General features: G+C 35.4%; 23 protein-coding genes. 9 read left to right on the top strand and 14 right to left on the bottom strand.

Annotation, left to right across the window (positions count from 1 at the left end; all coding sequences use genetic code 11):
* Positions 1–127 precede the first annotated feature (127 nt).
* The 4 genes from purB to AC5LW9_RS10300 all read right to left on the bottom strand — a co-directional run bounded on the left by purB (position 128) and on the right by AC5LW9_RS10300 (position 4,253).
* On the bottom strand, positions 128–1,495 hold the full coding sequence (gene purB, locus AC5LW9_RS10315) for an adenylosuccinate lyase (RefSeq protein WP_493455852.1): 1,368 nt from the start codon (positions 1,493–1,495) through the stop codon (positions 128–130).
* Between the two features lie 47 nt (positions 1,496–1,542).
* A complete protein-coding gene (hflD, locus tag AC5LW9_RS10310) occupies positions 1,543–2,190 on the bottom strand; it encodes a high frequency lysogenization protein HflD (protein WP_493455851.1) in 648 nt (215 codons plus the stop codon).
* A gap of 1 nt (position 2,191) precedes the next feature.
* Positions 2,192–3,310: a tRNA 2-thiouridine(34) synthase MnmA gene (gene mnmA / locus AC5LW9_RS10305; protein WP_493455850.1), complete on the bottom strand. Its 1,119-nt coding sequence runs from the start codon at positions 3,308–3,310 to the stop codon at positions 2,192–2,194.
* Positions 3,311–3,566: 256 nt separating this feature from the next.
* Positions 3,567–4,253 carry a LexA family transcriptional regulator gene (locus tag AC5LW9_RS10300; protein ID WP_198228056.1) on the bottom strand — a complete coding sequence of 229 codons (687 nt, stop codon included), beginning with the start codon at positions 4,251–4,253 and terminating at the stop codon, positions 3,567–3,569.
* 151 nt (positions 4,254–4,404) lie between these two features.
* Between AC5LW9_RS10300 and AC5LW9_RS10295 the strand changes: the two genes are divergently transcribed.
* A complete protein-coding gene (locus AC5LW9_RS10295; protein WP_038517432.1) occupies positions 4,405–4,629 on the top strand; it encodes a helix-turn-helix domain-containing protein in 225 nt (74 codons plus the stop codon).
* A 66-nt stretch (positions 4,630–4,695) separates the two neighbouring features.
* On the opposite strand, the gene tpiA is transcribed toward AC5LW9_RS10295, so the two are convergent.
* On the bottom strand, positions 4,696–5,460 hold the full coding sequence (gene tpiA / locus AC5LW9_RS10290; protein ID WP_198228058.1) for a triose-phosphate isomerase: 765 nt from the start codon (positions 5,458–5,460) through the stop codon (positions 4,696–4,698).
* 100 nt (positions 5,461–5,560) lie between these two features.
* On the opposite strand from tpiA, the gene zapB reads away from it, so the two are divergent.
* The 4 genes from zapB to AC5LW9_RS10270 all read left to right on the top strand — a co-directional run bounded on the left by zapB (position 5,561) and on the right by AC5LW9_RS10270 (position 9,049).
* On the top strand, positions 5,561–5,806 hold the full coding sequence (gene zapB / locus AC5LW9_RS10285) for a cell division protein ZapB (RefSeq protein ID WP_065738884.1): 246 nt from the start codon (positions 5,561–5,563) through the stop codon (positions 5,804–5,806).
* A gap of 76 nt (positions 5,807–5,882) precedes the next feature.
* Complete coding sequence (locus AC5LW9_RS10280; RefSeq protein WP_493455849.1) at positions 5,883–7,187, top strand: DUF2868 domain-containing protein; 1,305 nt, start codon at positions 5,883–5,885, stop codon at positions 7,185–7,187.
* A gap of 1 nt (position 7,188) precedes the next feature.
* On the top strand, positions 7,189–8,547 hold the full coding sequence (locus tag AC5LW9_RS10275; protein ID WP_493437780.1) for a DUF3482 domain-containing protein: 1,359 nt from the start codon (positions 7,189–7,191) through the stop codon (positions 8,545–8,547).
* A 37-nt stretch (positions 8,548–8,584) separates the two neighbouring features.
* A complete protein-coding gene (locus AC5LW9_RS10270; RefSeq protein WP_198228064.1) occupies positions 8,585–9,049 on the top strand; it encodes a C40 family peptidase in 465 nt (154 codons plus the stop codon).
* 120 nt (positions 9,050–9,169) lie between these two features.
* Here AC5LW9_RS10270 and AC5LW9_RS10265 read toward each other — a convergent pair whose 3' ends face one another.
* The 8 genes from AC5LW9_RS10265 to rsmE all read right to left on the bottom strand — a co-directional run bounded on the left by AC5LW9_RS10265 (position 9,170) and on the right by rsmE (position 18,967).
* On the bottom strand, positions 9,170–10,357 hold the full coding sequence (locus AC5LW9_RS10265; RefSeq protein ID WP_370528592.1) for a pyridoxal phosphate-dependent aminotransferase: 1,188 nt from the start codon (positions 10,355–10,357) through the stop codon (positions 9,170–9,172).
* 259 nt (positions 10,358–10,616) lie between these two features.
* Positions 10,617–14,159: a pyruvate:ferredoxin (flavodoxin) oxidoreductase gene (gene nifJ / locus AC5LW9_RS10260; RefSeq protein ID WP_493455848.1), complete on the bottom strand. Its 3,543-nt coding sequence runs from the start codon at positions 14,157–14,159 to the stop codon at positions 10,617–10,619.
* Positions 14,160–14,504: 345 nt separating this feature from the next.
* Positions 14,505–15,545, bottom strand: a complete 1,041-nt coding sequence (purM, locus tag AC5LW9_RS10255) for a phosphoribosylformylglycinamidine cyclo-ligase (RefSeq protein ID WP_493455847.1) — start codon at positions 15,543–15,545, stop codon at positions 14,505–14,507.
* 100 nt (positions 15,546–15,645) lie between these two features.
* Complete coding sequence (ruvX, locus tag AC5LW9_RS10250; RefSeq protein WP_186279191.1) at positions 15,646–16,056, bottom strand: Holliday junction resolvase RuvX; 411 nt, start codon at positions 16,054–16,056, stop codon at positions 15,646–15,648.
* Between the two features lie 3 nt (positions 16,057–16,059).
* A complete protein-coding gene (locus AC5LW9_RS10245; RefSeq protein WP_493455846.1) occupies positions 16,060–16,617 on the bottom strand; it encodes a YqgE/AlgH family protein in 558 nt (185 codons plus the stop codon).
* 20 nt (positions 16,618–16,637) lie between these two features.
* The gene (locus AC5LW9_RS10240) at positions 16,638–17,090 is read right to left on the bottom strand and encodes a GNAT family N-acetyltransferase (protein WP_065738891.1); all 453 of its coding nucleotides are present in this window, start codon (positions 17,088–17,090) and stop codon (positions 16,638–16,640) included.
* 2 nt (positions 17,091–17,092) lie between these two features.
* Positions 17,093–18,049, bottom strand: a complete 957-nt coding sequence (gene gshB, locus AC5LW9_RS10235) for a glutathione synthase (protein WP_334324188.1) — start codon at positions 18,047–18,049, stop codon at positions 17,093–17,095.
* A 192-nt stretch (positions 18,050–18,241) separates the two neighbouring features.
* Positions 18,242–18,967 carry a 16S rRNA (uracil(1498)-N(3))-methyltransferase gene (gene rsmE / locus AC5LW9_RS10230; protein WP_493455845.1) on the bottom strand — a complete coding sequence of 242 codons (726 nt, stop codon included), beginning with the start codon at positions 18,965–18,967 and terminating at the stop codon, positions 18,242–18,244.
* Positions 18,968–19,065: 98 nt separating this feature from the next.
* Between rsmE and folB the strand changes: the two genes are divergently transcribed.
* The 4 genes from folB to AC5LW9_RS10210 are packed head-to-tail and all read left to right on the top strand — an operon-like array spanning position 19,066 to position 21,143.
* On the top strand, positions 19,066–19,434 hold the full coding sequence (folB, locus tag AC5LW9_RS10225; RefSeq protein ID WP_086326559.1) for a dihydroneopterin aldolase: 369 nt from the start codon (positions 19,066–19,068) through the stop codon (positions 19,432–19,434).
* A 16-nt stretch (positions 19,435–19,450) separates the two neighbouring features.
* On the top strand, positions 19,451–20,446 hold the full coding sequence (locus tag AC5LW9_RS10220; RefSeq protein WP_493455844.1) for an MBL fold metallo-hydrolase: 996 nt from the start codon (positions 19,451–19,453) through the stop codon (positions 20,444–20,446).
* 60 nt (positions 20,447–20,506) lie between these two features.
* Positions 20,507–20,713 carry a hypothetical protein gene (locus tag AC5LW9_RS10215; protein WP_198228084.1) on the top strand — a complete coding sequence of 69 codons (207 nt, stop codon included), beginning with the start codon at positions 20,507–20,509 and terminating at the stop codon, positions 20,711–20,713.
* Position 20,714: 1 nt separating this feature from the next.
* Complete coding sequence (locus tag AC5LW9_RS10210) at positions 20,715–21,143, top strand: EamA family transporter (RefSeq protein ID WP_065738897.1); 429 nt, start codon at positions 20,715–20,717, stop codon at positions 21,141–21,143.
* A gap of 84 nt (positions 21,144–21,227) precedes the next feature.
* Here the strand turns inward: AC5LW9_RS10210 and moeA are convergent, their stop codons facing one another.
* A complete protein-coding gene (gene moeA, locus AC5LW9_RS10205) occupies positions 21,228–22,454 on the bottom strand; it encodes a molybdopterin molybdotransferase MoeA (RefSeq protein WP_493455843.1) in 1,227 nt (408 codons plus the stop codon).

Raw genomic sequence — 22,454 nt, 5'->3', positions numbered from 1 at the left:
TTCATTTTCCTAATTTTATAAATGAGGCTTTTTGTTTGGTTAACTCTGTTATTTTTATAGCGCTAAGGATAATTATTGATAATCAATCCTTAGCACAATTGCTGTTATACTTAATGAGCAGTAAACATTATAACTTATCGACAAAACTGGTCGCAAAACCAATATAATTAGCAGGTGTTAACTGTTTTAAACGTGCTTTTTCTTCCTCAGGTAAATCCAACGATTCAATAAACAGTTGCATACCTTGAGCATCGACACGTTTGCCGCGAGTTAGCTCTTTTAATTTTTCGTATGGTTTTTCAATCCCATAACGTCGCATCACAGTTTGTATCGGTTCCGCTAACACTTCCCAATTACGATTAAGTTCTTCAAGCAAATAGCTTTGATTTACTTCAAGTTTGTTTAATCCTTTTAACGTTGATTGATAAGCAATAACGGCATAACCAATCCCAACACCTAGATTGCGTAAAACGGTTGAATCGGTAAGATCACGTTGCCAACGAGAAATTGGTAATTTACTGCCTAAATGGTTCATGATCGCGTTAGCAATGCCTAAGTTACCTTCTGAATTTTCAAAATCTATTGGATTGACTTTATGTGGCATTGTTGATGAACCAATTTCACCAGCAACGGTTTTTTGTTTAAAATGATTTAATGAAATATAGCCCCATACATCCCGATCGAAGTCAATTACAATGGTATTGAAACGGGCAACACAATCAAAAAACTCGGCAATATAGTCATGTGGTTCAATTTGTGTGGTATAAGGATTCCATTGTAATCCTAATGAGCAAACAAATTCTTCACTCAATTTATGCCAGTCCACTTGTGGATAAGCGACCATATGTGCATTGTAATTCCCAGTCGCGCCATTAATTTTACCTAAAATCTCAATCGATTGAAGTTGTTTAAATTGACGTTGCAGACGATAAGCAACATTGGCGAACTCTTTACCAATTGTTGATGGTGTTGCCGGTTGCCCATGTGTTCTGGAAAGTAACGGTAAATCTCGATACTCTTTTGCTTGTGAAGTAATTTTATCAATTAGTTGTTGCCAATAGGGTAGTAAGACCGTTTCTCTGGCTGTTTTTAGCATCAACGCATGCGATAAATTGTTAATATCTTCGGATGTGCATGCAAAATGGATAAATTCATTGATAGCATGCAGTTCTTCGTTACTACTGACTTTTTCTTTTAAAAAATATTCAACCGCTTTCACATCATGATTGGTAGTTCTTTCTATCTCTTTAATTCGCTGTGCATCTTGCTCATTAAAGTTTTCAATGATTTGATTAAGGTGCTCAGTAGCTAATTGGCTTAATGCTGGAACTTCAGGAATATTTTCTTGAGATGCTAATTTTTGTAACCAACGGACTTCAACTTGAACACGGTATTTTAATAAACCATATTCGCTAAAAATGGTACGTAATTGTGTTGTTTTCTCTCCATAACGGCCATCAATAGGCGAAAGGGCAGTAAGTGCAGATAATTCCATCGGTTTAACTCCGTTACTATTTTGAAATATCGAATATAAAATATACGTTAATAAGGTGTATTAATTGTTTGTAATAGCTGTTGCGCTGCATCACAAATACGTTTGCGCTGAAACAAAAACTGTAAACGACTACCACCGACTTGATACCATAGGATGGCCGATCGAATACAGCCCAAAAGTGCAGTTCTGACTTTAGCCTGCACAAAAGCATTCTGTAGAAATTTGGCTTTACCCGTTATCTGTATTTTGGTGGATATAGGGCTGACAATATCAGAATAAATTCCAGCCAATGAATAGGATAAATCTTCAATATTATCACCAATTGTTTCATCACTTAAATCAGGATAAAGACTGGTAATGTGTTTTAATCGTTGATCTATCTTACTTAGTGAATCATTATTTTTTAGTAATTTATTGGTTATATTTAGAGAACTAAAAACATAACGCATTATTTCCATCTGTTCTTTTTGTCCAGATGAAAGTAGCTCAATCAGTGTTTGTAACCCTATTTTAATGTTGTAAATACCATTATAAACATCTAATGTTGTGTTGGGTGAGGTGATAAACACACTTTTTATCGAGCGTTCGTATAATGTACTATTACAGATTCCTGAATTAGCTAATTGCGGAATTAATAATGCACTTTGCGCAACACCTGCAAGTGCAATAGCAATATGATGATACTTGCTGTCCATTTTACAACTCCTGTCTACCTATGATTCGCTCTTCAATGATGCCGCCACCAAGACATACTTCTCCTTGATAAAATACGGCTGATTGTCCTGGCGTTACTGCAGCAACAGGATGAGTAAATATCACTTCAATTTTATCTTCTGATAAAGGATTAACTTGGCAAGCGATATCTTGCTGACGATAACGTGTTTTAACGGTACATGTAAAAGGTTTGCTGACAACTTGACGATCAACCCAATGTAATTGGCTAGCAATTAATCCATCAGAAAATAATGCAGGATGGTCATGTCCTTGTGCAACAATCAATTCATTATTTTGTAAATCTTTATCTACAACATACCAAGGTGTATCATCAGCTTGTTTTAAACCACCAATCCCTAAGCCTTTACGCTGTCCTAATGTGTGATACATAAGTCCATGGTGCTTTCCAATTATTTCACCATCTACCGTGCGAATTGCTCCCCCCTTTGCAGGTAAATAGCGCGCTAAAAAGTCACTGAATTTTCGTTCTCCAATAAAACAGATACCTGTAGAATCTTTTTTAGCCGCCGTTGCTAAACCTAATTGTTGGGCGATTTCACGTACTTTCGGTTTTTCCAGTTCACCTACTGGAAATAAGCTTTGCTTAATTTGAGCTTCACTTAGAGTGTAAAGAAAATAACTTTGGTCTTTATTGTTATCCACACCTCGCAATAATTCAACTTTTCCATTACTTTCACGTTTGCGTACATAATGGCCTGTTGCAATATAGTCTGCACCAAGATCTTCTGCTGCATATTCAAGAAAGGCTTTAAATTTGATCTCTTTATTACATAAGATATCTGGATTTGGCGTACGACCGGCTCTATATTCAGATAAAAAATGTTCAAAAACATTATCCCAATATTCAGCTGCAAAATTGATAGTGTGTAATTTGATATTCAATTTATCACAAACGGCTTGAGCATCGGCTAAATCGACTGATGCGGAACAATACTCCTCGGTATCATCTTCTTCCCAATTTTTCATAAATAAGCCAACAACATGGTAACCTTGTTGCTGTAATAGATAAGCTGAAACAGATGAGTCAACGCCACCAGACATGCCGACAACAACTTTTTTGGATGTATTTACATTTGACATAATAACAAAATAGTAGACTTAAGAATTATGATAATTTTATCATACCTCAATAAAAAAGCATAAAGTTATACCCGCAACAGTTTATTTAATCGTGATGGCTTTTTGCTAAAACATAGGGTTAATCTCAAACTTTTTCACATTTTTTTAAACTGATTTTAAAGTTTATAAGAAAGGAAAACTACGAATTAATAATTCTTTTAATAACTCAGTCGAATAATTAGCGACGGAGTTATTAATATATTATATAGTTTTTTTATTAAAAATCCTTTAATAAATAGATGACATGCCCAATGATTTCGAAATTCTGTGGCGAATTTTTATCAATCAAAATCGTTGGGTACTTAGGATTATCACACAATAAAGCTAAGTTAGTCCCCTGATTTTGAATTCGTTTAACACAAATTTGGTCATCATATTGCACAGCATAAAGATAACCATCAATCGGTTTACAATATGCTTTATTAATGATCAAAATATCATGGTTGGATATAGTTGGATCCATACTGTCACCTTTAGCCCAAATCGCAGTTAAATCCTCAGTTTTACATCCTTGATTTTTAATTAAGTTTACTTCAAAAGGAATAGAATCAATTCGTGATAATGGATTGACATTTTTATTTAGGTCATGAAAAGGAATACGAAATGATTCTGTACCTATAGAATCACTAAGTAAACGACATTCTCCTTTTCCTGTTGCTAACCATTCAATAGGTACATCACATTTTTGGGCAATGATTGCTAATCGATTTAATGATGGATAGGTTTTACCAGATAAATAATCTCGAATTACAGCTTCTGACATGCCAACTTTTTTGGCAAAAGCATTACCGGAAAGTCCTTCTAATAATAAAGTTAATCTATTTTTAAAATTTATTACGCCTGTTTTTGTTAAAATGCTCGTTTTTTCGTGCTCGCTAAGCGTTTTAAAATTGTTTTCTTTCATTTTTTGTTCCATTTTATAGATTTTTTTTGTTTTTATAGTTTTGTTTCGTTTTTTTATGTGTTATTCTTTTTGTGGTAACATTTTACCATTTCGTATTGTAATGCCGATAATCATTACAATAGCAAAGAATTAACCTGAAGAGGATCTCATAATGAGCGAACAAGATCAAGATTGGTCACCATCAAGAGTTGTCGGTGAAATTAAAATTAGAGGTGGAAACTTAAGGGCACTATCAAGATCAAGTGGCTTACAAGCTGATACTTTGAGAAATGCTTTATATCGACACTGTCCAAAATATGAACGAATTATTGCTGAATACTTACAAGTTTCTGTTGAAACTATTTGGCCTTCACGTTATAGCATTCAAGCAAAATAGTTATTTTTGATACTACATCAATTTAAATTCTTCCTTAAAAAAGACGCCTTTTCAGGCGTCATTATTTTATTTTTTTGCTTGTTCTGCTGCTCGAACAATTGCTGCAAAAGCATCTGCTTTAAGGGATGCACCGCCCACTAAAGCACCATCAATATCTGGTTGTGTAAATAATTCTGCTGCATTTTTATCATTTACTGAACCACCATATTGAATAATTACTTGTTCTGCAACTTGAGCATCTTGTTTTGCAATATGATCACGGATGAATTTATGAACAGCTTGAGCTTGGGCTGGAGTCGCAGATTTGCCAGTACCAATAGCCCAAACAGGCTCATAAGCAATTACTGCACCGTTGAATGCTTCAACACCTAATGCATTTATCACTGCATCAATTTGGCGCGCACATACTGATTGAGTTTGACCTGCTTCATTTTCAGCTTCAGTTTCACCGATACAAAGAACTGGCACTAAACCAGATTCTTTTAATACACCAAATTTTTTGGCAATAAATTCATCTGACTCTTTGTGGTAAGTACGACGTTCTGAATGACCGATAATTACATGAGTGACACCCACTTCCTTTAACATTGTCGCTGATACTTCACCTGTATAAGCGCCAGACAGGTTAACATCTACATCTTGGGCACCTAAAATAATATTAGAACCACCTAATTGATGTTTAACAAAGTCTAAATAAACTACTGGTGGGGCAATAGCAATATCACACGCTGCTTCTGTCGATAGTTCTTTTCTTAAACCCTCAACTAAATTTTTAGCCATATCAATACTACCATTGAGTTTCCAGTTACCCATAACGAGAGGTTTTCGCATAATTTTCTCCAACTTAAGTTTTAAAAAGGTGTTGATTTTAGAATGAATTCGTTATAATGGGGAGTATTATACATCAAATAATTTGAGCTTGAGGAAAAATATGACATTAGAAATTTTAAATCAGTTAGAAAATAAAATTCAGCATACTGTTAATACTATTACGACATTACAAAACGAAATTGCTACTTTAAAGCAAGGCAATCAAGAATTAGAACAGTTGATCAATGACAGTTCAGATGAAATGAAAGCATTACGCGAAGAAAATGAAAAGCTCAAACAAGATCAACAAGTTTGGCAGCAACGTATCCAAACTTTATTAACCAAAATAGGTGAAATCACACAATAAATCACACTATTTATAAACGCGGCTTATCTTGCGATTGTTTTATATTTCATTAATATAATTGTGAAAATTAACTATAATGCGAGAAGAGTTAAAATCGCTGTGGATTGCTCAGACTATTCATTTAATTGAAAAAGAATCTGGGCGATTTGCAGATCAAGATATTAATCGACAAGTAAGAGTGATTCAAACGTCACTGGTTAATCGTATTGTCATGCGAGCTGTCATGCTATCAAAACAAAATGGTTTGTATGCAGCGCAAAGAAATTTATTAAAAGCAATAAATCTCTCTTTTTTAGTATTCATTTTTTTATCTATTATTTGTGGTGCATCATTGGCTTTTAGTACTTTAAGCCAAAATCCAATTAATTTGTATTGGGCGCTTTTTAGTTTACTAGGTCTTCATTTAGTCACTTTATTTATCTGGTTAGTCTCCTCTTTTTTGTTTACTAATTTAGGTGGTAGCTTTTTAGTTTATTGCTGGTTATGGTTAGCAAAAAAGTTCTCCCAAAAAAAGACGGTACAACAGCTTATTCCAGCTTTTATTGAGTTATTCGGTGGGCGTATTCGTTGGCTAATTGGATTTGTACTTAATCTTTTTTGGACAGTAATATTAAGTAGTGCGTTAATAGTGCTTATTGCCTTATTTTCAACAAAACATTATAGTTTTGAATGGAAAACAACATTACTTAGCTCAGATACGATTATTAGCCTAACTCATTATTTAGGTTGGTTACCTTCGAAAATAGGGTTTATGATTCCTGATGATAATATTATCAGATTAAGTGAACACGCTCTAAATGCTGGAGAAATACGTTCTGCTTGGGCAATTTGGTTGCTCGGTGTTTTCATCGTTTATGGTTTAGCGATTCGATTTTTATGTATGATAATTTGCGGGATTAATTGGTTGGTTAGTTGTCGACGAATTAAATTCAATACCCAACATCCTGATTATCAATTATTAGCAAATGATCTACAACCTATATTGTTTCATGTTGAAGATGAAGATAATAAAGATAACGTTAAATTTGAACAATCAATTTCGCATTTGACTCAAGAGGGAATAGGTACTTTCTTGGTGGCAATTGATATGCAAGAAGAGTGGAATCCACCAAATTCAGTAACCTTTTTAGGTTTTTTAAATACGCGTGAACAGCGCCGTAAAATTCTTGACTATTTACAATTAACACCTGCTAAAAAGTTATTAATCGCGATTGATACTGATAGGGCACCCGATCGGGGTATGTTAAATTTAATTAATCAACTGACAAGTAAATCGCAGCAGAGTCGGATCTGGTTTATCAATCAAGGCAAACAATTTAATAATTGGCAAGCGTTATCGTTACAATCAGCTTTACCAACATGGTTAAGCGAGGAATTTTAACATGTTAACGACATTGAAATTAGCTGTGGTTGGGCACGCAAATGTAGGAAAAACATCATTATTACGTACTTTAATTCGCAATAGTAACTTTGGTGATGTATCAGATAAACCAGGCACAACAAGACATGTCGAATCAATTACCTTACCTGTTGATAACCAAAACACCATTATTTTTTATGATACACCAGGTTTAGAAGATAGCTTGGCACTGTATGATTACATTCATCAATTAACACCAGCTAACAATAAACTTGATGGTATTGATAAATTAACATTTTTTTTACAAAGCCCAGAAGCCGAAAATACCTTTGATCAAGAAGCTAAAGTAATCAGACAATTATTGAAAAGTGATGCCGCTATCTATGTAATCGATGTACGAGAGCCAATTTTAGATAAATATCATGATGAATTAGCTATATTAGCCAGTGGAGCCAAACCGATATTGGCGGTATTAAATTTTACCGCGAGTATGCAACAAAATGAAAATGAATGGAAAATATTACTTTCTCGGATCGGTATTCATGCTATCATACGGTTCGATGCAATCGTGCCGCCCATAGATGGTGAAGAACGATTGTATAAGAGTTTATCTTTGCTAATTGAGCCGGCAAAATTGATTTTAGATCAATGGTTAAATAAAATTACGCAAATGCGTGAAGCTCGCAATAAAAAGGCTAATTTGATTATTGCTAAAGCTTTAGTTGATGTAACAGCTTTTTACAAAATGGCTAAATCTGATGATAAACAAGCTATTGTCGATATGCAAAATCAAGTAAGAAAGCGAGAACAGTTGGCAATAAATGAGCTGTTAAAACTCTTTCAGTTTAATTCAGCTTTAGAAAGTGAAGAATGTTTGCCTTTGTTAAAAGGTCGTTATAATGCAGATCTATTTAATATAGATGCCCTAACCACAATGGGCATGCATTTGACGAAAGGTTTTGTGTCAGGTGCTACAATTGGTGCAAGTATTGATTTAGTTACCGGAGGCATTACGCTTGGTTCTGCAACGCTCATTGGCGGTGCTGTCGGTAGTTTAGTGCAAACAGCCAAGCATTATGGTTCTAGAATGCGATATCAGCTTTCTGGTTATAATAAATTAAGTGTTGATGATGTTATTATTTGTTACCTTTCTTTACGACTTGTTAGTCTAAAAGAGAGTTTAAATCATCGCAGCCATGCGAACACTTGTCCCATTAAATTATCTAAATTAGAAACGCAAGAATGGAAAAAAGGTGTGTTACCTAAAAGTTTGAAAATAGCAAGGCGTTATTCGCATTGGTCGACGTTAAATAAAGGAACAAAAAGAAATGACAAAAAAAGACAATCGACAATTGAAAATATTGCCGAACAACTTTTTTAGTGTAAAAAAGCGGTTTTTCATAACATTGATATTTTCTATGTTTATGTTAATCGGTTGTAGCAGTACTACAACCGCTACTGTCAATACAAGTTATGGCGCTAAATCAGCTAAAGAGACTAAACAAGATGCCTTGATGTTAGCCAAAATTGACTCCCATTATAAAAAATGGCATAAAACGCCCTATCGTTATGGTGGTATGAGTTTAGATGGTAGTGATTGTTCTGGTTTAGTTGTTAATTTTTTCAAAAATAAACTTTCTAAAACTGTACCAAGAAGTGCTGCTGAGCAAGCTCAATTAGGTTATAAAGTGACTAAACCTAAACCAGGTGATTTAGTATTTTTCAAAACAGGACGAGGCGGCAGTGGTTTACATGTCGGCATTTATTATGCAGATGGTAAATTTTTACACGCTTCAACATCAAAAGGTGTAATTTATTCAAATTTGAATGATGACTATTGGAAAAAACGTTACTGGATGACGCGACGAGTGACTAGTAGTTAATTTATAAACCTGCTTGTCTATTTGACTCAAAATAGTGATATCTAAAAAGCTCTCTAAATTGTGTTCAATTTAGAGAGTTTAATTTTGTCAATAATGACATTTTTAAGAACACTTATGAAATTAAATTTTTCCCTTCTCTTTTAATTCTCGCATAATGTTAGCAACATAAAGCATTTCGCCAGGTGTACCGAGTGAAATACGGCACCAGTCCGTAGCAGGAGGAAAATCTCGTCCTATCAAAATAAAGTTATTTTCCATTAATTCCCGATATGCTTTTAAATCAATCGGACTTTTATGAAACATAAAATTGGTTTCAGATTTTAGGTAATGTAAACCTAAATCCGATAAGACGTTTTCCATGATTTGACGTGAAACATCAACGGCTTTTTTTGAATAAGTTAAAAATGACCGATCATCCATCGAGGCTAATGCTGCACAAACACCACAATAGTTAAGCTTTTCGCCTGCTACATATTGTGCAATATTATTGATATTTTCGGCTGAACTGACCGCATAACCAACACGTAAACCAGCCATAGCATGAATTTTTGAAAAAGTTTTTAGTAGTATTATATTTTCACAACCTTGCCCAATAAGGTAATCGGCTGATTTATATGCCGGATCGTTAACAAACTCAGCGTAGGCTTCATCAATAATAAAAATAGTATTTTTAGGTTTGCTTTTTATCCATGATTCGATCTCTTTAGTTGCAAAAACAGTCGAAGTGGGATTGTTAGGATTAACTAAATAGACAATCGATGATCCTTTATAGTTCTCAACCGCTTTTTGTAAACCTTTCAAATCGATTTGCCAATCCGGTAAACTTGGTACTTTGCTGATGTGTAAATTAAAAATTTTACCAAAATATTCACCGTCACCGTAAGTAAGTTCTGGGATAACTAATTGGGTATCAGGTTTAACATAGGCGGCAATAGCGCTACGAATTCCTTCTGATGAACCCGCGGTTAATAAAATTTGAGATTCAGCAACATTATGATGTTTAGCTAACCGTTTATTCAGCAATGGCATCTCCGCTTTAGCATAACGATTGGCTTTAGGAATAGCATCAATTGCTGCTTGTTTAGCATTAGGTGACATGCCTAGAGCATTTTCATTAAAATTTAGCCTGACTGGATTGTTTACATCGGGTGTAACTACTTTATCAAGCATAGGTAGGTTATAAGAAACCGTATTTTGTACTTCTTGAGCATAGGCTTTAGATAAAAATTGATTGATGGATAACCCAGCTATCGCTGCACTTGAAAATGTTAATAATTTTCTTCTATTGATATTTATATTAGACACCATGATTCACCTCATGTTTTAGTTGATCCTTATGTGGTCAATAATTATTAATGCAAAAATAATACCAAGTTACAGAGTTAATGAATCCTATTGATTTATAATAATAAAATAGTAAAAGAAGAGACTTATCAGTAGATTTTTATTAAAAAAATGCACAATATTGATGCTTTATTGCACAAAAAGGGTGTATAAAAAGACCAGTTATTATTTTTTAGTAATAACTGGTCTGTTTCATTCTTTATAGAATATGCGTCATTTGTACTTAACTATCAGGCGGGGTTTCAATATCCGAATAGCTTGATAGCATTTGTAAGAACCTATATTTTGATGCGACCATTTTTGTTGAACGTGCATGTAGTATATTAGCAACAGTCGGTTCTAAGGTTTCTAAACGTCGGAATCGTTGTTCTTTAAGTAAAATACTTGATAGAGCTTCACTATTTGGTGATTTTGAATCTAAAACTAATCCCGGTTTTCCTTCAGCCGCACGGCGAGGATCATATCGATAAAGAGGCCAGAACCCAGATTTCACTAAATCTTTCATCTGTTCGTGGGACTTAGCCAGATCATAACCATGTTCCTCACACGGACTATAAGCAATGACAAGGGATGGCCCATCATAGGCTTCCGCTTCTTGTAACGCTTTTAATGTCTGGTTTAGTTGAGAACCTAAAGCCACTTGAGCCACATAAACATGACCATACATCATAATGCTAACACCTAAATCTTTACGGGCTTTATGTTTACCCAAATCCGCAAATTTAGATACGGCGCCCATAGGTGTTGCTTTGGACTGTTGACCACCCGTATTAGAATAACATTGAGTATCTAATACTAAAATATTGACGTTATCGGTTAAACTCATTACATGGTCAAGTCCGCCAAAACCAATATCATAAGCCCAACCATCTCCACCAATTGCCCATACTGATTTATCAATCAGATAGTTGGCGTCTTCTAATAACTCTTTAGCTTCGACAGAATCAATGTGTTTTAATTGCTCTCGTAATAAGTCAACTTGCGTTCTTTTTTCAGCGATGGTTGCATCAGAAGATTGCAAAGTGATGGCAATTTCTGGCGAAATCTCGCCCGCCAAATGATCAAGTAAACGTAAGGCACGTTTTCTATGTTGGTTATAAGTGATACGATAACCTAAAGCAAATTCAGCATTGTCTTCAAATAAAGAATTAGCCCAAGCAGGTCCACGACCCGAGCGATCGGTAGTATAAGGTGTTGATGGTAAATTGCCCCCATAAATAGATGAGCAACCAGTTGCATTAGCAATAGCCAGATGGTCGCCATAAAGTTGTGTTAATAATTTAATATATGGTGTTTCACCACAACCCGCACAAGCACCCGAATATTCAAACAATGGTGTAATTAATTGAGAAGTTCGTATATCTATACGCTCAAGTGATTTGATATCACGATCTGGTAATTGAGAAAAGAACTCATAATTAACTCTTTGTGTGTCAAGGTTATCAATACGAGGCTGCATATTGATTGCTTTAATATCAAAGTTGTTACGATCACGAGATGGACACACCTCAACACATAAGTTACAACCAGTGCAATCTTCCGGAGCTACTTGCAATACATAACGTTGACCTTTCATATCGCGTGCTTTAACTTCTAGCGATTCTAATGTATCAGGGGCATTAAGCATTGCATCCGGTTCGACCACTTTGGCTCGAATAGCTGCATGAGGACAGGCAACTGCGCAATGGTTACATTGCGTACACAGTTCTGATTTCCAAATCGGGATCTCTTCAGCAATATTACGTTTTTCCCATTTAGTGGTGCCAGTTGGCCAAGTGCCATCTGGTGGAAATGCCGAAACCGGTAGACTATCACCTAAACCTGCTAACATAGTTGCAGTAACGGTTTTTACAAAATCTGGCGCATTGTTTGGTACAATAGGAGGCATTGATGGGCTACTTTGATCCACACAACTAAGTGGAATTTGTTCAAGCGAAGTGATGGCTAAATCTAACGCTTTCCAGTTATTTTCAACCAACTCTTGACCTTTACTACTGTAACTTTTGGCAATGACTTCTTTTAACTGTGTGATGCTAAAATCATTTTTGAATATATCCGATAGATGAAAAAAAGCAGCTTGCATGACTGTGTTAATTCTGGCTCCTAAATTACATTCACGCGCAATTTTAGCTGCATTGATAATATAGAAATGGGCTCTTTTCTGAATTAATTGTACCTGCACTTCTTTAGGTAACCGATGCCAAATTTCATCTTTGCTATATGGGGTATTAAGTAAAAAAATACCGTCATCTTTGAGTTTATCGACAATCTGATATTTATCTATAAATTGGTCTTGATGACAACCAATAAAATGTGCACTGGTAATCAAGTAAGGCGAATCAATTGGATCTAAGCTTACACGTAGGTGAGAGGTAGTTAATCCACCTGCCTTTTTGGAATCATAAACAAAATAACCTTGCACATAAAACGGTGAACTGTCTCCAATTATTTTAATATTATTTTTAGTTGCCGAAACGGTGCCATCACTTCCCAACCCATAAAACAGGGCTTCTAGTGCTGATTTTTGCGGAATTGATTTATCTGGTAGTGGTAATGATAGCCCAGTAATATCATCATAAATACCCACCGTAAAGCGTGGTCTTGGTTTTTCTAAACCAAGCTCGTTGAAAATGCCAAGTACTGAGCGGGGATCAAACTCTTTAGAGGATAATCCATAACGTCCGCCAATAATCTGTGGCATAGAATTACGTTCACCACGAGACAAGCTCTCAGCAAAAGCTGTCATAATGTCCAAATATAAAGGCTCTGCTTGTGCTCCTGGTTCCTTTGTTCTATCTAATACGGCAATTTTCTTAACACTATCTGGAATCACAGCAAGTAAGTGTTGAGCTGAAAATGGACGAAATAATCGAACAATTACCACACCGACTTTTTGATTTTCTTTAAGCAGATAATCAACCACTTCTTTACTGGTGCTGGCACCAGAACCCATAATTACAATAATTCGTTCAGCATCACTGGCACCGTAATACTCAAAAGGTTGATATTTTCTTCCAGTTTGTTTTTCAAAAGCGGTCATAGCATCAACAACGTGCTGATAGGCATTATCATAATAACTATTTATAGCTTCTCGACATTGAAAATAGGTATCAGGATTGGCAGATGTACCACGTATCACAGGGTTATCTGGGGTTAATGCTCGTGAACGATAAGCTTTAATTGCTTCATGTGGTAAAAGATTATGAATATCTTCATCTGATAGCGGATAAATCTTATTAACTTCGTGTGATGTTCTGAAACCGTCAAAAAAATGGACGAATGGAATTCGACTGTTAAAACTGGCAATTTGAGAAATTAATGCTAAATCTTGTGCTTCTTGTACCGAGCTAGAACAAAGCATAGCAAAACCGGTCTGTCTAACAGACATAACATCAGAATGATCACCAAAAATTGACAAGGCATGCGTAGCAACGGTACGCGCAGCGACATGTAAAACAAATGGTGTAAGTTCCCCTGCAATTTTGTATAACGAAGGGATCATCAACAATAACCCTTGTGATGATGTAAATGATGTTGCTAATGCACCCGTCATTAATGCACCATGAACAGTGGAAATGGCTCCTGCTTCGGATTGCATTTCAACTACTCTTGGAATATCACCAAATACATTTGGTTTATCAAATTCTGCCCATGTGCTAGCTTGTTCAGCCATTGAAGAGCTAGGAGTAATTGGATAAATGGCAATGACTTCGTTTGCACGATAAGCTACGGAGGACACCGCGCTATTAGCATCTGATATGATCATTAAAAAAACCTTGTAATTTATAGTGTTACGACATTACTTAATTATTATAAATTTTGACTATTGTACCAGAAAGTAAGATAGCTTTTAGTTATTTTTATATTAAATTTTTGGTAGGTGTTTTTGAATTACAGATATCTCTAACTTTTTATCGAGATATTAATGAGATAAAGAAAAAAGCAGCTTTTCAGTAACAAATAATTAGGGGTAATATTTTCTGTAATTAGAGTTTTAGTGATTAAATGATTGATAATAAGTTAATTACTTTTAAAACCAATATTTTAAAAATGGATAAAAAATGATATTATTCTAAAGATGGATTTTTTCGAATAATATCATTAAGTTATTTTATTTTATCACAACACGATCAGCCGATGTTGAGTGTTTAATTTCACCCAATAACCACGCCTTTTCACCGTGCTGATTAAGTATAGAAATAGCTTTATCTGCCAGTGATTTTGGTAAAGCAATAATTAAACCAACACCACAGTTAAATGTGCGGTACATTTCATGACGGCTTACATTACCTGCTTTTTGTAGCCAATCAAATATTGCTGGCCATTGCCAACTTGCTTCATTTATTATTGCTTGAGTATTATCGGGCAGAACGCGTGGAATATTTTCCCAAAATCCACCACCAGTAATATGCGCAATTGCATGTACATCTTTAATCTGAGCAATTAAATCAAGAACAGATTTGACATAGATTTTAGTTGGTGCAAGTAAATGATCAGCAAGTGGTTTCCCGTCGAGTTGTTCAACAGCTGGGTTAACACCACTCACTTCAATAATTTTTCGTACTAATGAATAGCCATTGGAGTGTGCACCACTTGATGCTAATGCAATTAATGCATCACCATCTTGAACTTTAGTACCATCAATCATTTGCGATTTTTCAACGACACCCACACAAAATCCTGCTAAGTCGTAGTCGTTGCCATGATACATGCCTGGCATTTCAGCTGTTTCGCCTCCGACTAAGGCACAACCTGATTGTTTACACCCCTCGGCAATGCCTGTAACTACCGTTGTGGCAACATCGACATTAAGTTTGCCCGTTGCGTAATAGTCGAGGAAAAATAAAGGTTCAGCACCTTGAACGATGAGGTCATTGACACACATGGCAACCAGATCAATACCGATTGATTCATGGCGATTCAAATCCATTGCCAAACGTAATTTAGTACCAACGCCATCTGTACCAGATACTAAAATGGGTTCTTTGTATTTTTGTGGAATAGCACACAGTGCTCCAAAGCCACCTAGTCCCCCCATCACTTCTGGACGTTTAGTTTCTTTAACAACCGATTTGATGCGATTAACCAGTTCATTGCCAGCATCGATGTCGACACCAGCATCTTTATAACTGAGAGATTTATTATTTGACACAGTGAGCAATCCTTACAGTAGAGAAATTGCTTTTTATTTTAGCAAGGATGAAATTTGTTGGCGATGAATTATTTAAAAAATAACGAATTAATTCAGTTTGCTAATTATTTTCAAACCAGCTTTCTAAAATAATGACAGCAGAAGTAGCATCAACATGCCCTTTTTCAAGGGCACGATAACCACGAGAAGCAAAAATTCGTGATTTTGCTTCAACCGTCGATAAGCGTTCATCTTGCAATTGAACTTGATAACCAAACCGTCCATGTAATCGATTAGCGAACTTACGGGCTCTGGCGGTTAATGGTTGTTCTGTACCATCCATATTCAACGGTAAACCTACGACTAATAAATCAGGTTGCCACTCATTTAAGATTTTTTCAATAGCTTGCCAATTGGGGATACCATCACGAGCTTTGAATGAGCAAAGAGGGCTAGCAGTTCTAGTCACATCCTGACCAATAGCAGCACCAATACTAAATGTGCCAAAATCAAATGCAATTACTGTCGCCATAGGTTATGCATTACCCATTTGGTGCGAAATTGTGTTCATATTGACACCCAAAGATTCGGCTGCTTTTTGCCAGCGATTTTCAAAAGGAACTTCAAAAATAATTTTAGCGTCAGCATCAGCAACTAACCAGTCGTTTCTGGCAACTTCATCTTCAAGCTGTAACGACTGCCAACTAGAGTAACCCAATGCTAATAAAAGATCTTTGGGTTGTTGACTTGTGCCAATTGATTTTAATAAATCCAGCGAAGTGGTTATCATTACATCGTCAGAAATTTGGATACTTGACGAAAAACCGGTTTGCGGTGTGTGTAATATAAAGCCTTGTTCTTCTGCAATAGGACCTCCTGCAAAAACAGGATATTCAAGTTCTGCGCAATTTCTTGATGCAGTAATTTCAAGGCGACTTAGTATCGTTGAAACATTCAGTTCAATGATAGGTTTATTGATAATAATTCCCATAGCACCATCGCGGTTATGCTCACAAATATATACTACAGAACGGCTAAACAATACGTCGCTCATGGTCGGCATAGCGATTATAAAATGATTTTTTAAATTCATATGCTCACATCTTTAATTGTTTATAAAGCACATTTACCAATTTTAACATTATGCTCAATATCGCAACGCAATAAAAGTTCTGATTCATTACTTTCTTCATTGATTGATTCGGATATGATTTCGAAGTTTTGTGAAAGAAAAAAGTTAATTGCATCAGTATTTTTCTTATAAACATGCACAAAAAGTTCATTATAGCGTTGTTTAGCTTTATTAACTAAAGCTTTACCTGTCCCTTGTCGACGATAATCTTGTTCAACAAACAGACCTGAAATATAATTTTCAGTTATGCCAATAAAGCCTTTTACACCATCAAGATCTTGAACATAAACAGTTGACATTGGGATCAACATTTCTACGATATCAAAATTTTGTTTGAAAAAATTACTATCAATAAAGTTATGTGCTTGTTCATTACCTTGTAACCATATTTCCATAACTTTATCTAAATCGGCACTTTTAAATTCTCTAATCATATTTAACTCAACTTATTTAATCGACGTTCAATGGCATCCATAAGCATGCCAGTAATTGAAAGATTCGGATTTTCTGCTTCAATTTCACGAACACATGTAGGGCTAGTAACATTAATTTCAGTTAGTTTATCACCAATAATATCCAGTCCTACAAATAATAACCCTTTTTCTTTTAAAGTTGGAGCAACACTTTTAGCAATATGCCAATCACTTTCACTTAGTGCTCTGACTTCACCATGACCACCTGCCGCTAGGTTACCTCGTGTTTCACCTTTCTGTGGAATTCTAGCTAGACAAAAAGGGACAGGTTCGCCATCGACAACTAAAACTCGTTTATCGCCATCTGTGATAGCGGGTATATAGGTTTGTGCCATGCAGTAACGTGTATTATGTTCGGTTAATGTTTCAATAATCACGGATACATTTGGATCGCCTTGTTTAATCCTAAAAATTGAGGCGCCCCCCATACCATCCAAAGGTTTTAAGATGATATCAGAATATTGTTGATGAAACTCTTTAATATGTTGGGTTTGCCGAGTAACTAATGTTTCAGGTGTAAATTGTGCAAACCAAGCCGTAAATAATTTTTCATTACAATCACGTAAGCTTTGTGGTTTATTAACCACTAATACACCTTTTGCTTCAGCACGTTCAAGAATGTACGTTGCGTATATAAATTCTGTATCAAAGGGTGGATCTTTACGCATTAAAATTACATCAAGATCACTTAACGGTATAGTTTGTTCTTCGGTAAAATCAAACCAATGGGAATGGTCGTTATAAACCTTTAATGTCTTTGTTGTTGCGTACGCTTCGCCATTACGTAAAAAAAGATCATTCATTTCCATATAAAAAAGTTGGTATCCACGTTTTTGTGCCTCATGTAGCATAGCAAAACTTGTGTCTTTCTTAATTTTGATATGACTAATTGGATCCATTACTATACCAAGCTTAATCATGGTAACTCCTTACTGACGTTATTGGTTTTATCGACATTTATGATGATAACATATATTAAAGTAATACTTGTTAAAAAGTATATTTGAAACATTATGATAGAGTATTACCCACTATTATAAATAAATTGATAACTATCATACTCGTTACTGGTCTAGATGCAAATAAACATTTATTACCTTATCTCTATTTCATTAGCCTAAATCACCTAAATGTACTTGTAAGGCTGTAATAGCGGTAAGTGCTGCTGTTTCAGTGCGTAATATACGTGGACCAAGTAGTATATCAGTAAAATCATATTGATGTGTCATATTGATTTCAGCATCGGACAGACCGCCTTCGGGACCAATTAGTAGACTAATATCTTTTTTATCATAAGGTAAATGCTTAATACCATGTTGCGCTTTAGGATGTAAATTTAATCTTAATTGACTTGTTAAACTTGCACACCAATTTTCCAGCTTCATCACGGGATTAATGATAGGTATCACGTTACGACCGCACTGCTCACAGGCTGAAATCACAATTTTCTGCCATTGTTGGACTTTCTTACTCATTCTTTCGTCATCCAGCTTAACACCACAGCGTTCTGACAAAAGGGGCGTGATAGTGTTAACGCCTAATTCTACGGATTTTTGAATGGTAAATTCCATTTTTTCCCCGCGTGAAATCACTTGACCTAAATGAATATTTAAAGGAGATTCACGATTATCTAAAATTGTTGTGGCCGTTTTTACTGTGACGGATTTTTTATTTATTTCATGAATAACTGCTGGGGTGATGTGGTTTGAACCATCAAATAAGATGATTTCTTCACCTGTTTTCATTCTCAACACCCGTATAAGATGATTAAAGGCATCATCATTTAAAGTAATAAGGCTATTTTGATTGATGGTAAAAGGTTGATATATACGAGTCATAATTACTAATTTCTTATAATATATTGCAATAAATTATAGCGTAATTTATCAATATTCGGTAATCTCTATTTAATACAGATCAGCAATCGGAACTAACTATGAAAATTAATAATAAAGACAGAGTGTTAATTGAAGGTCTTACTGTCCTAACAACCATCGGTGTTTATGAATGGGAAAAGACCATAAAACAAAAGTTAATACTGGATCTTGAAATGTCATGGGACAACCAGCCTGCGGGTGAGAGTGATGATGTTACACTGTGTTTAGATTATTTTTTGGTAAGTCAATCGATAACCAATTTTATTCAATCGACTCAATTTGAACTTATAGAATGTGTCGCTGAACGTGTAGCGCAATTGGTGATACAAAAGTTTTCAGTGCAATGGTTAAAAGTAAAAGTTTCGAAACCTGGCGCGATTGCTAATGCGAGTAATGTGGCCGTGGTGATAGAACGATCTGCTAATTAATCTAGGATTTTAATCGATGATAAACAAGCAAGAAGCGAATAAAAAAGTACATCGTTCAACCAAAAAATTTGAGAATCATGAACCGTTTAACATCAATTTTGTTAAAACATGGTGGTGGTATCAAAGACGTAAAGTACATGAGCCAAAAGGAGGGTATGAAGCATTTAATCAGGCTTGGTGTGAGTCTATCGATCTCACTTTACCTAACGATAGAGTTTGGTGGATAGGTCATTCAACCAATTTAATTCGTTTAAATAATAAGATGATTTTAACCGATCCTATTTTTTCTAAGCGAGCTTCACCTTCACAATTTACTGGGCCTAAACGATATAATTCACCAGCACTTACTATCGATCAATTGCCTGACATTGATTTTATAATGATTTCACATAATCACTATGACCATTTGGATGAATATAGTATTCGTCAATTAGTCAAACGTTTTCCTAAAATCGTCTTGGTTGCTCCTTTAGGATTGAAAAATAAGCTTTTGAAATGGGGTGCTAAGCAGGTTTTTGAACTTAATTGGTATGATTCAATCACTATTGATTGTCTAAATTTTACCGCAACACCCGCTAGACACTGGAGTAATCGAGGTCTTTTTGATATTAACAAATCGTTATGGTGCGGTTGGATAGTGCAGTCAAATGTAGATATTCCCATTAAAACTAAAACCGTTTATTTCATGGGGGATACTGGCTATTCACCGCGTTTAAAAGAGATAGGTCAACGTTTTACTTGTATTGATCTGGCATTAATTCCAATAGGTGCTTATGCTCCCCGTAGATTATTACAATCGCAACATATCGATCCTGCGCAGGCTGTGCAGTTGTATGACGAACTCAATTGTCATGAAGCGATTGCAATTCACTGGGGAACATTTGAATTATCTGATGAATCGTTAGATGAGCCTGCACAACAATTATGTGAGCATCGAGCTGATCGTTTTTTTCATCTATTAAAAATAGGTGGCAGTTTAGCTATTAATCATCATAATTCTGGATTAAAATGATTTTCAAATGTTTGAATTCGAAACTGTAATTCAGTTTTTGATTGAAAAAAGGGGGGCATAATGAAATTAGCAACGCTTGGATTAACTTGTATCATCTTAAGTTTAACTTTAGTTGCATGTGGTGGGAAGAATGATCAAGGGAAAAAATATCATTGGTCAAAGGCACATGGTGTATTAGAAGATTGCAAAGGTATGATGAGTAAATCACAACAATGTCAAAATAATTCAAATAATCAGCAGTTCCTTTTTCAAGTAGATAGGTATTAGTATGAGTGCATGGCTTATTTATGCATTACTCTCAGCTATTACCGCAGCTGGTGTTGCGATTTTAGGTAAAATCGGTTTACAACAGCTTGATGCCAATACAGCCACAGCGATTCGTGCCGTTGTTATGGCAATTTTTTTGGTTGGTGTGGTTGTAGTACAAGGAAAACTTAATCTTGTTAGCACATTTTTAAATGATAAAAAAGCATTGTTAATTATAGCACTAAGCGGTATTGCTGGCGCTCTATCTTGGTTGTTTTATTTTATGGCCATTAAAGAAGGTAAAGTATCGCAAGTTGCGCCAATCGATAAATTAAGTGTGGTTTTTGCAGTCGTATTTGCAGCAATTTTATTTGGTGAAAAAATCTCATTGTTAGCTGGAATTGGTGTGGCAATGATTGCTGCTGGTGCTATTTTAGTTGCACTCTTTTAATGACTAAATAACATTAATCATACACTATTTAAAAAGTGTATGATTTTGTGTTAATAAGTTAAGTTCTATATTAGATTGGTGAAATTACTTAAGTAGAGTATTAAATGGTTCAATCGTCACCAGTTCGCCTTTGTTTACATTACCGCGTTCTTGTTCGAGAATAATAAAACAGTTAGCCTGATTAAACGACTGTGTAATATGTGATCCTTGTTGGCCAGTAGAAACAACTTCTAATTCTCCTTGAGCATCAATTTGCAATCTTCCTCGTTGAAAATCTACCCGACCAATACTCTTTTTAAGGTTGGTGGCTGCTTTTACTTGGAAACAAAAATCAATATCGGTTGTTTTAAGCCCAGAAAGTGTCAAAATCAAAGGCTGAACGAGTTGATAAAAAGTTACCAAGGTTGATACTGGGTTGCCCGGCAAACCACAAAATAATGCATGACCAATTTGTCCAAAAGCAAAAGGTTTACCTGGTTTCATGGCAATTTTCCAGAAATTGATCTGTCCTAAATCTTCTAAGGCTGTTTTCGTATAATCGGCATCGCCCACCGAAACGCCACCACTGGTTATGACAAGATTTGCTTGGTTTGATGCGGTCACTAAAGCTTGTTTAATTTGAGTCGGATCATCAGGAATAATTCCAAGATCAATGATTTCACAGTTGAGTTTTGTTAATAACAATTTTAAAGTAAAGCGATTACTATCATAAATTGCGCCATTGCCTGATAAGGGCATTCCAATTGGTGTTAGTTCATTACCCGTTGAAAAGATAGCTACTTTCAATTTGTTAAAAACGGTGACTTCGCTAATGCCTAATGTTGCAAGGGTTGATAGGGTTGGTAATGTTAATTTAGTACCTGTGGCAACCGTTATCGAATCTTTTTTTACATCTTCACCACACCGACGTATGTTATCACCCGCTTTAACTTCCTTTAAAAAACTAATACCTAAATCGGATTGTTCTGTATGCTCTTGCATTACAACCGCATCTGCGTCAATCGGGACAGGGGCGCCTGTCATAATGCGTAAACAAGTACCTTCAGGCCATTGTAAATTACTAATATCGTCACCTGCAAAAATTGCACTGGCTAGAGGTAATGTTTTTGTTTGTTGAATATCTGAAAGTCTGACTGCGTACCCATCCATTGCTGAATTATCAAATCCAGGAACATTAATTGGCGAAATAATTGGTATGGCAGCAATTCTATCTAAAGCGTCAAATAATGAAACCTTTTGGTTAGTCAGAGGTTTTGCTTTAGTCGCGATTGCTAATATATTTTGCTTAGCTTGATTAAAAGTAAGTAACAT

The sequence above is a fragment of the Gilliamella sp. LMG 34360 genome (assembly GCF_984568995.1).
This window is presented reverse-complemented; position numbering and strand designations above follow the sequence as displayed.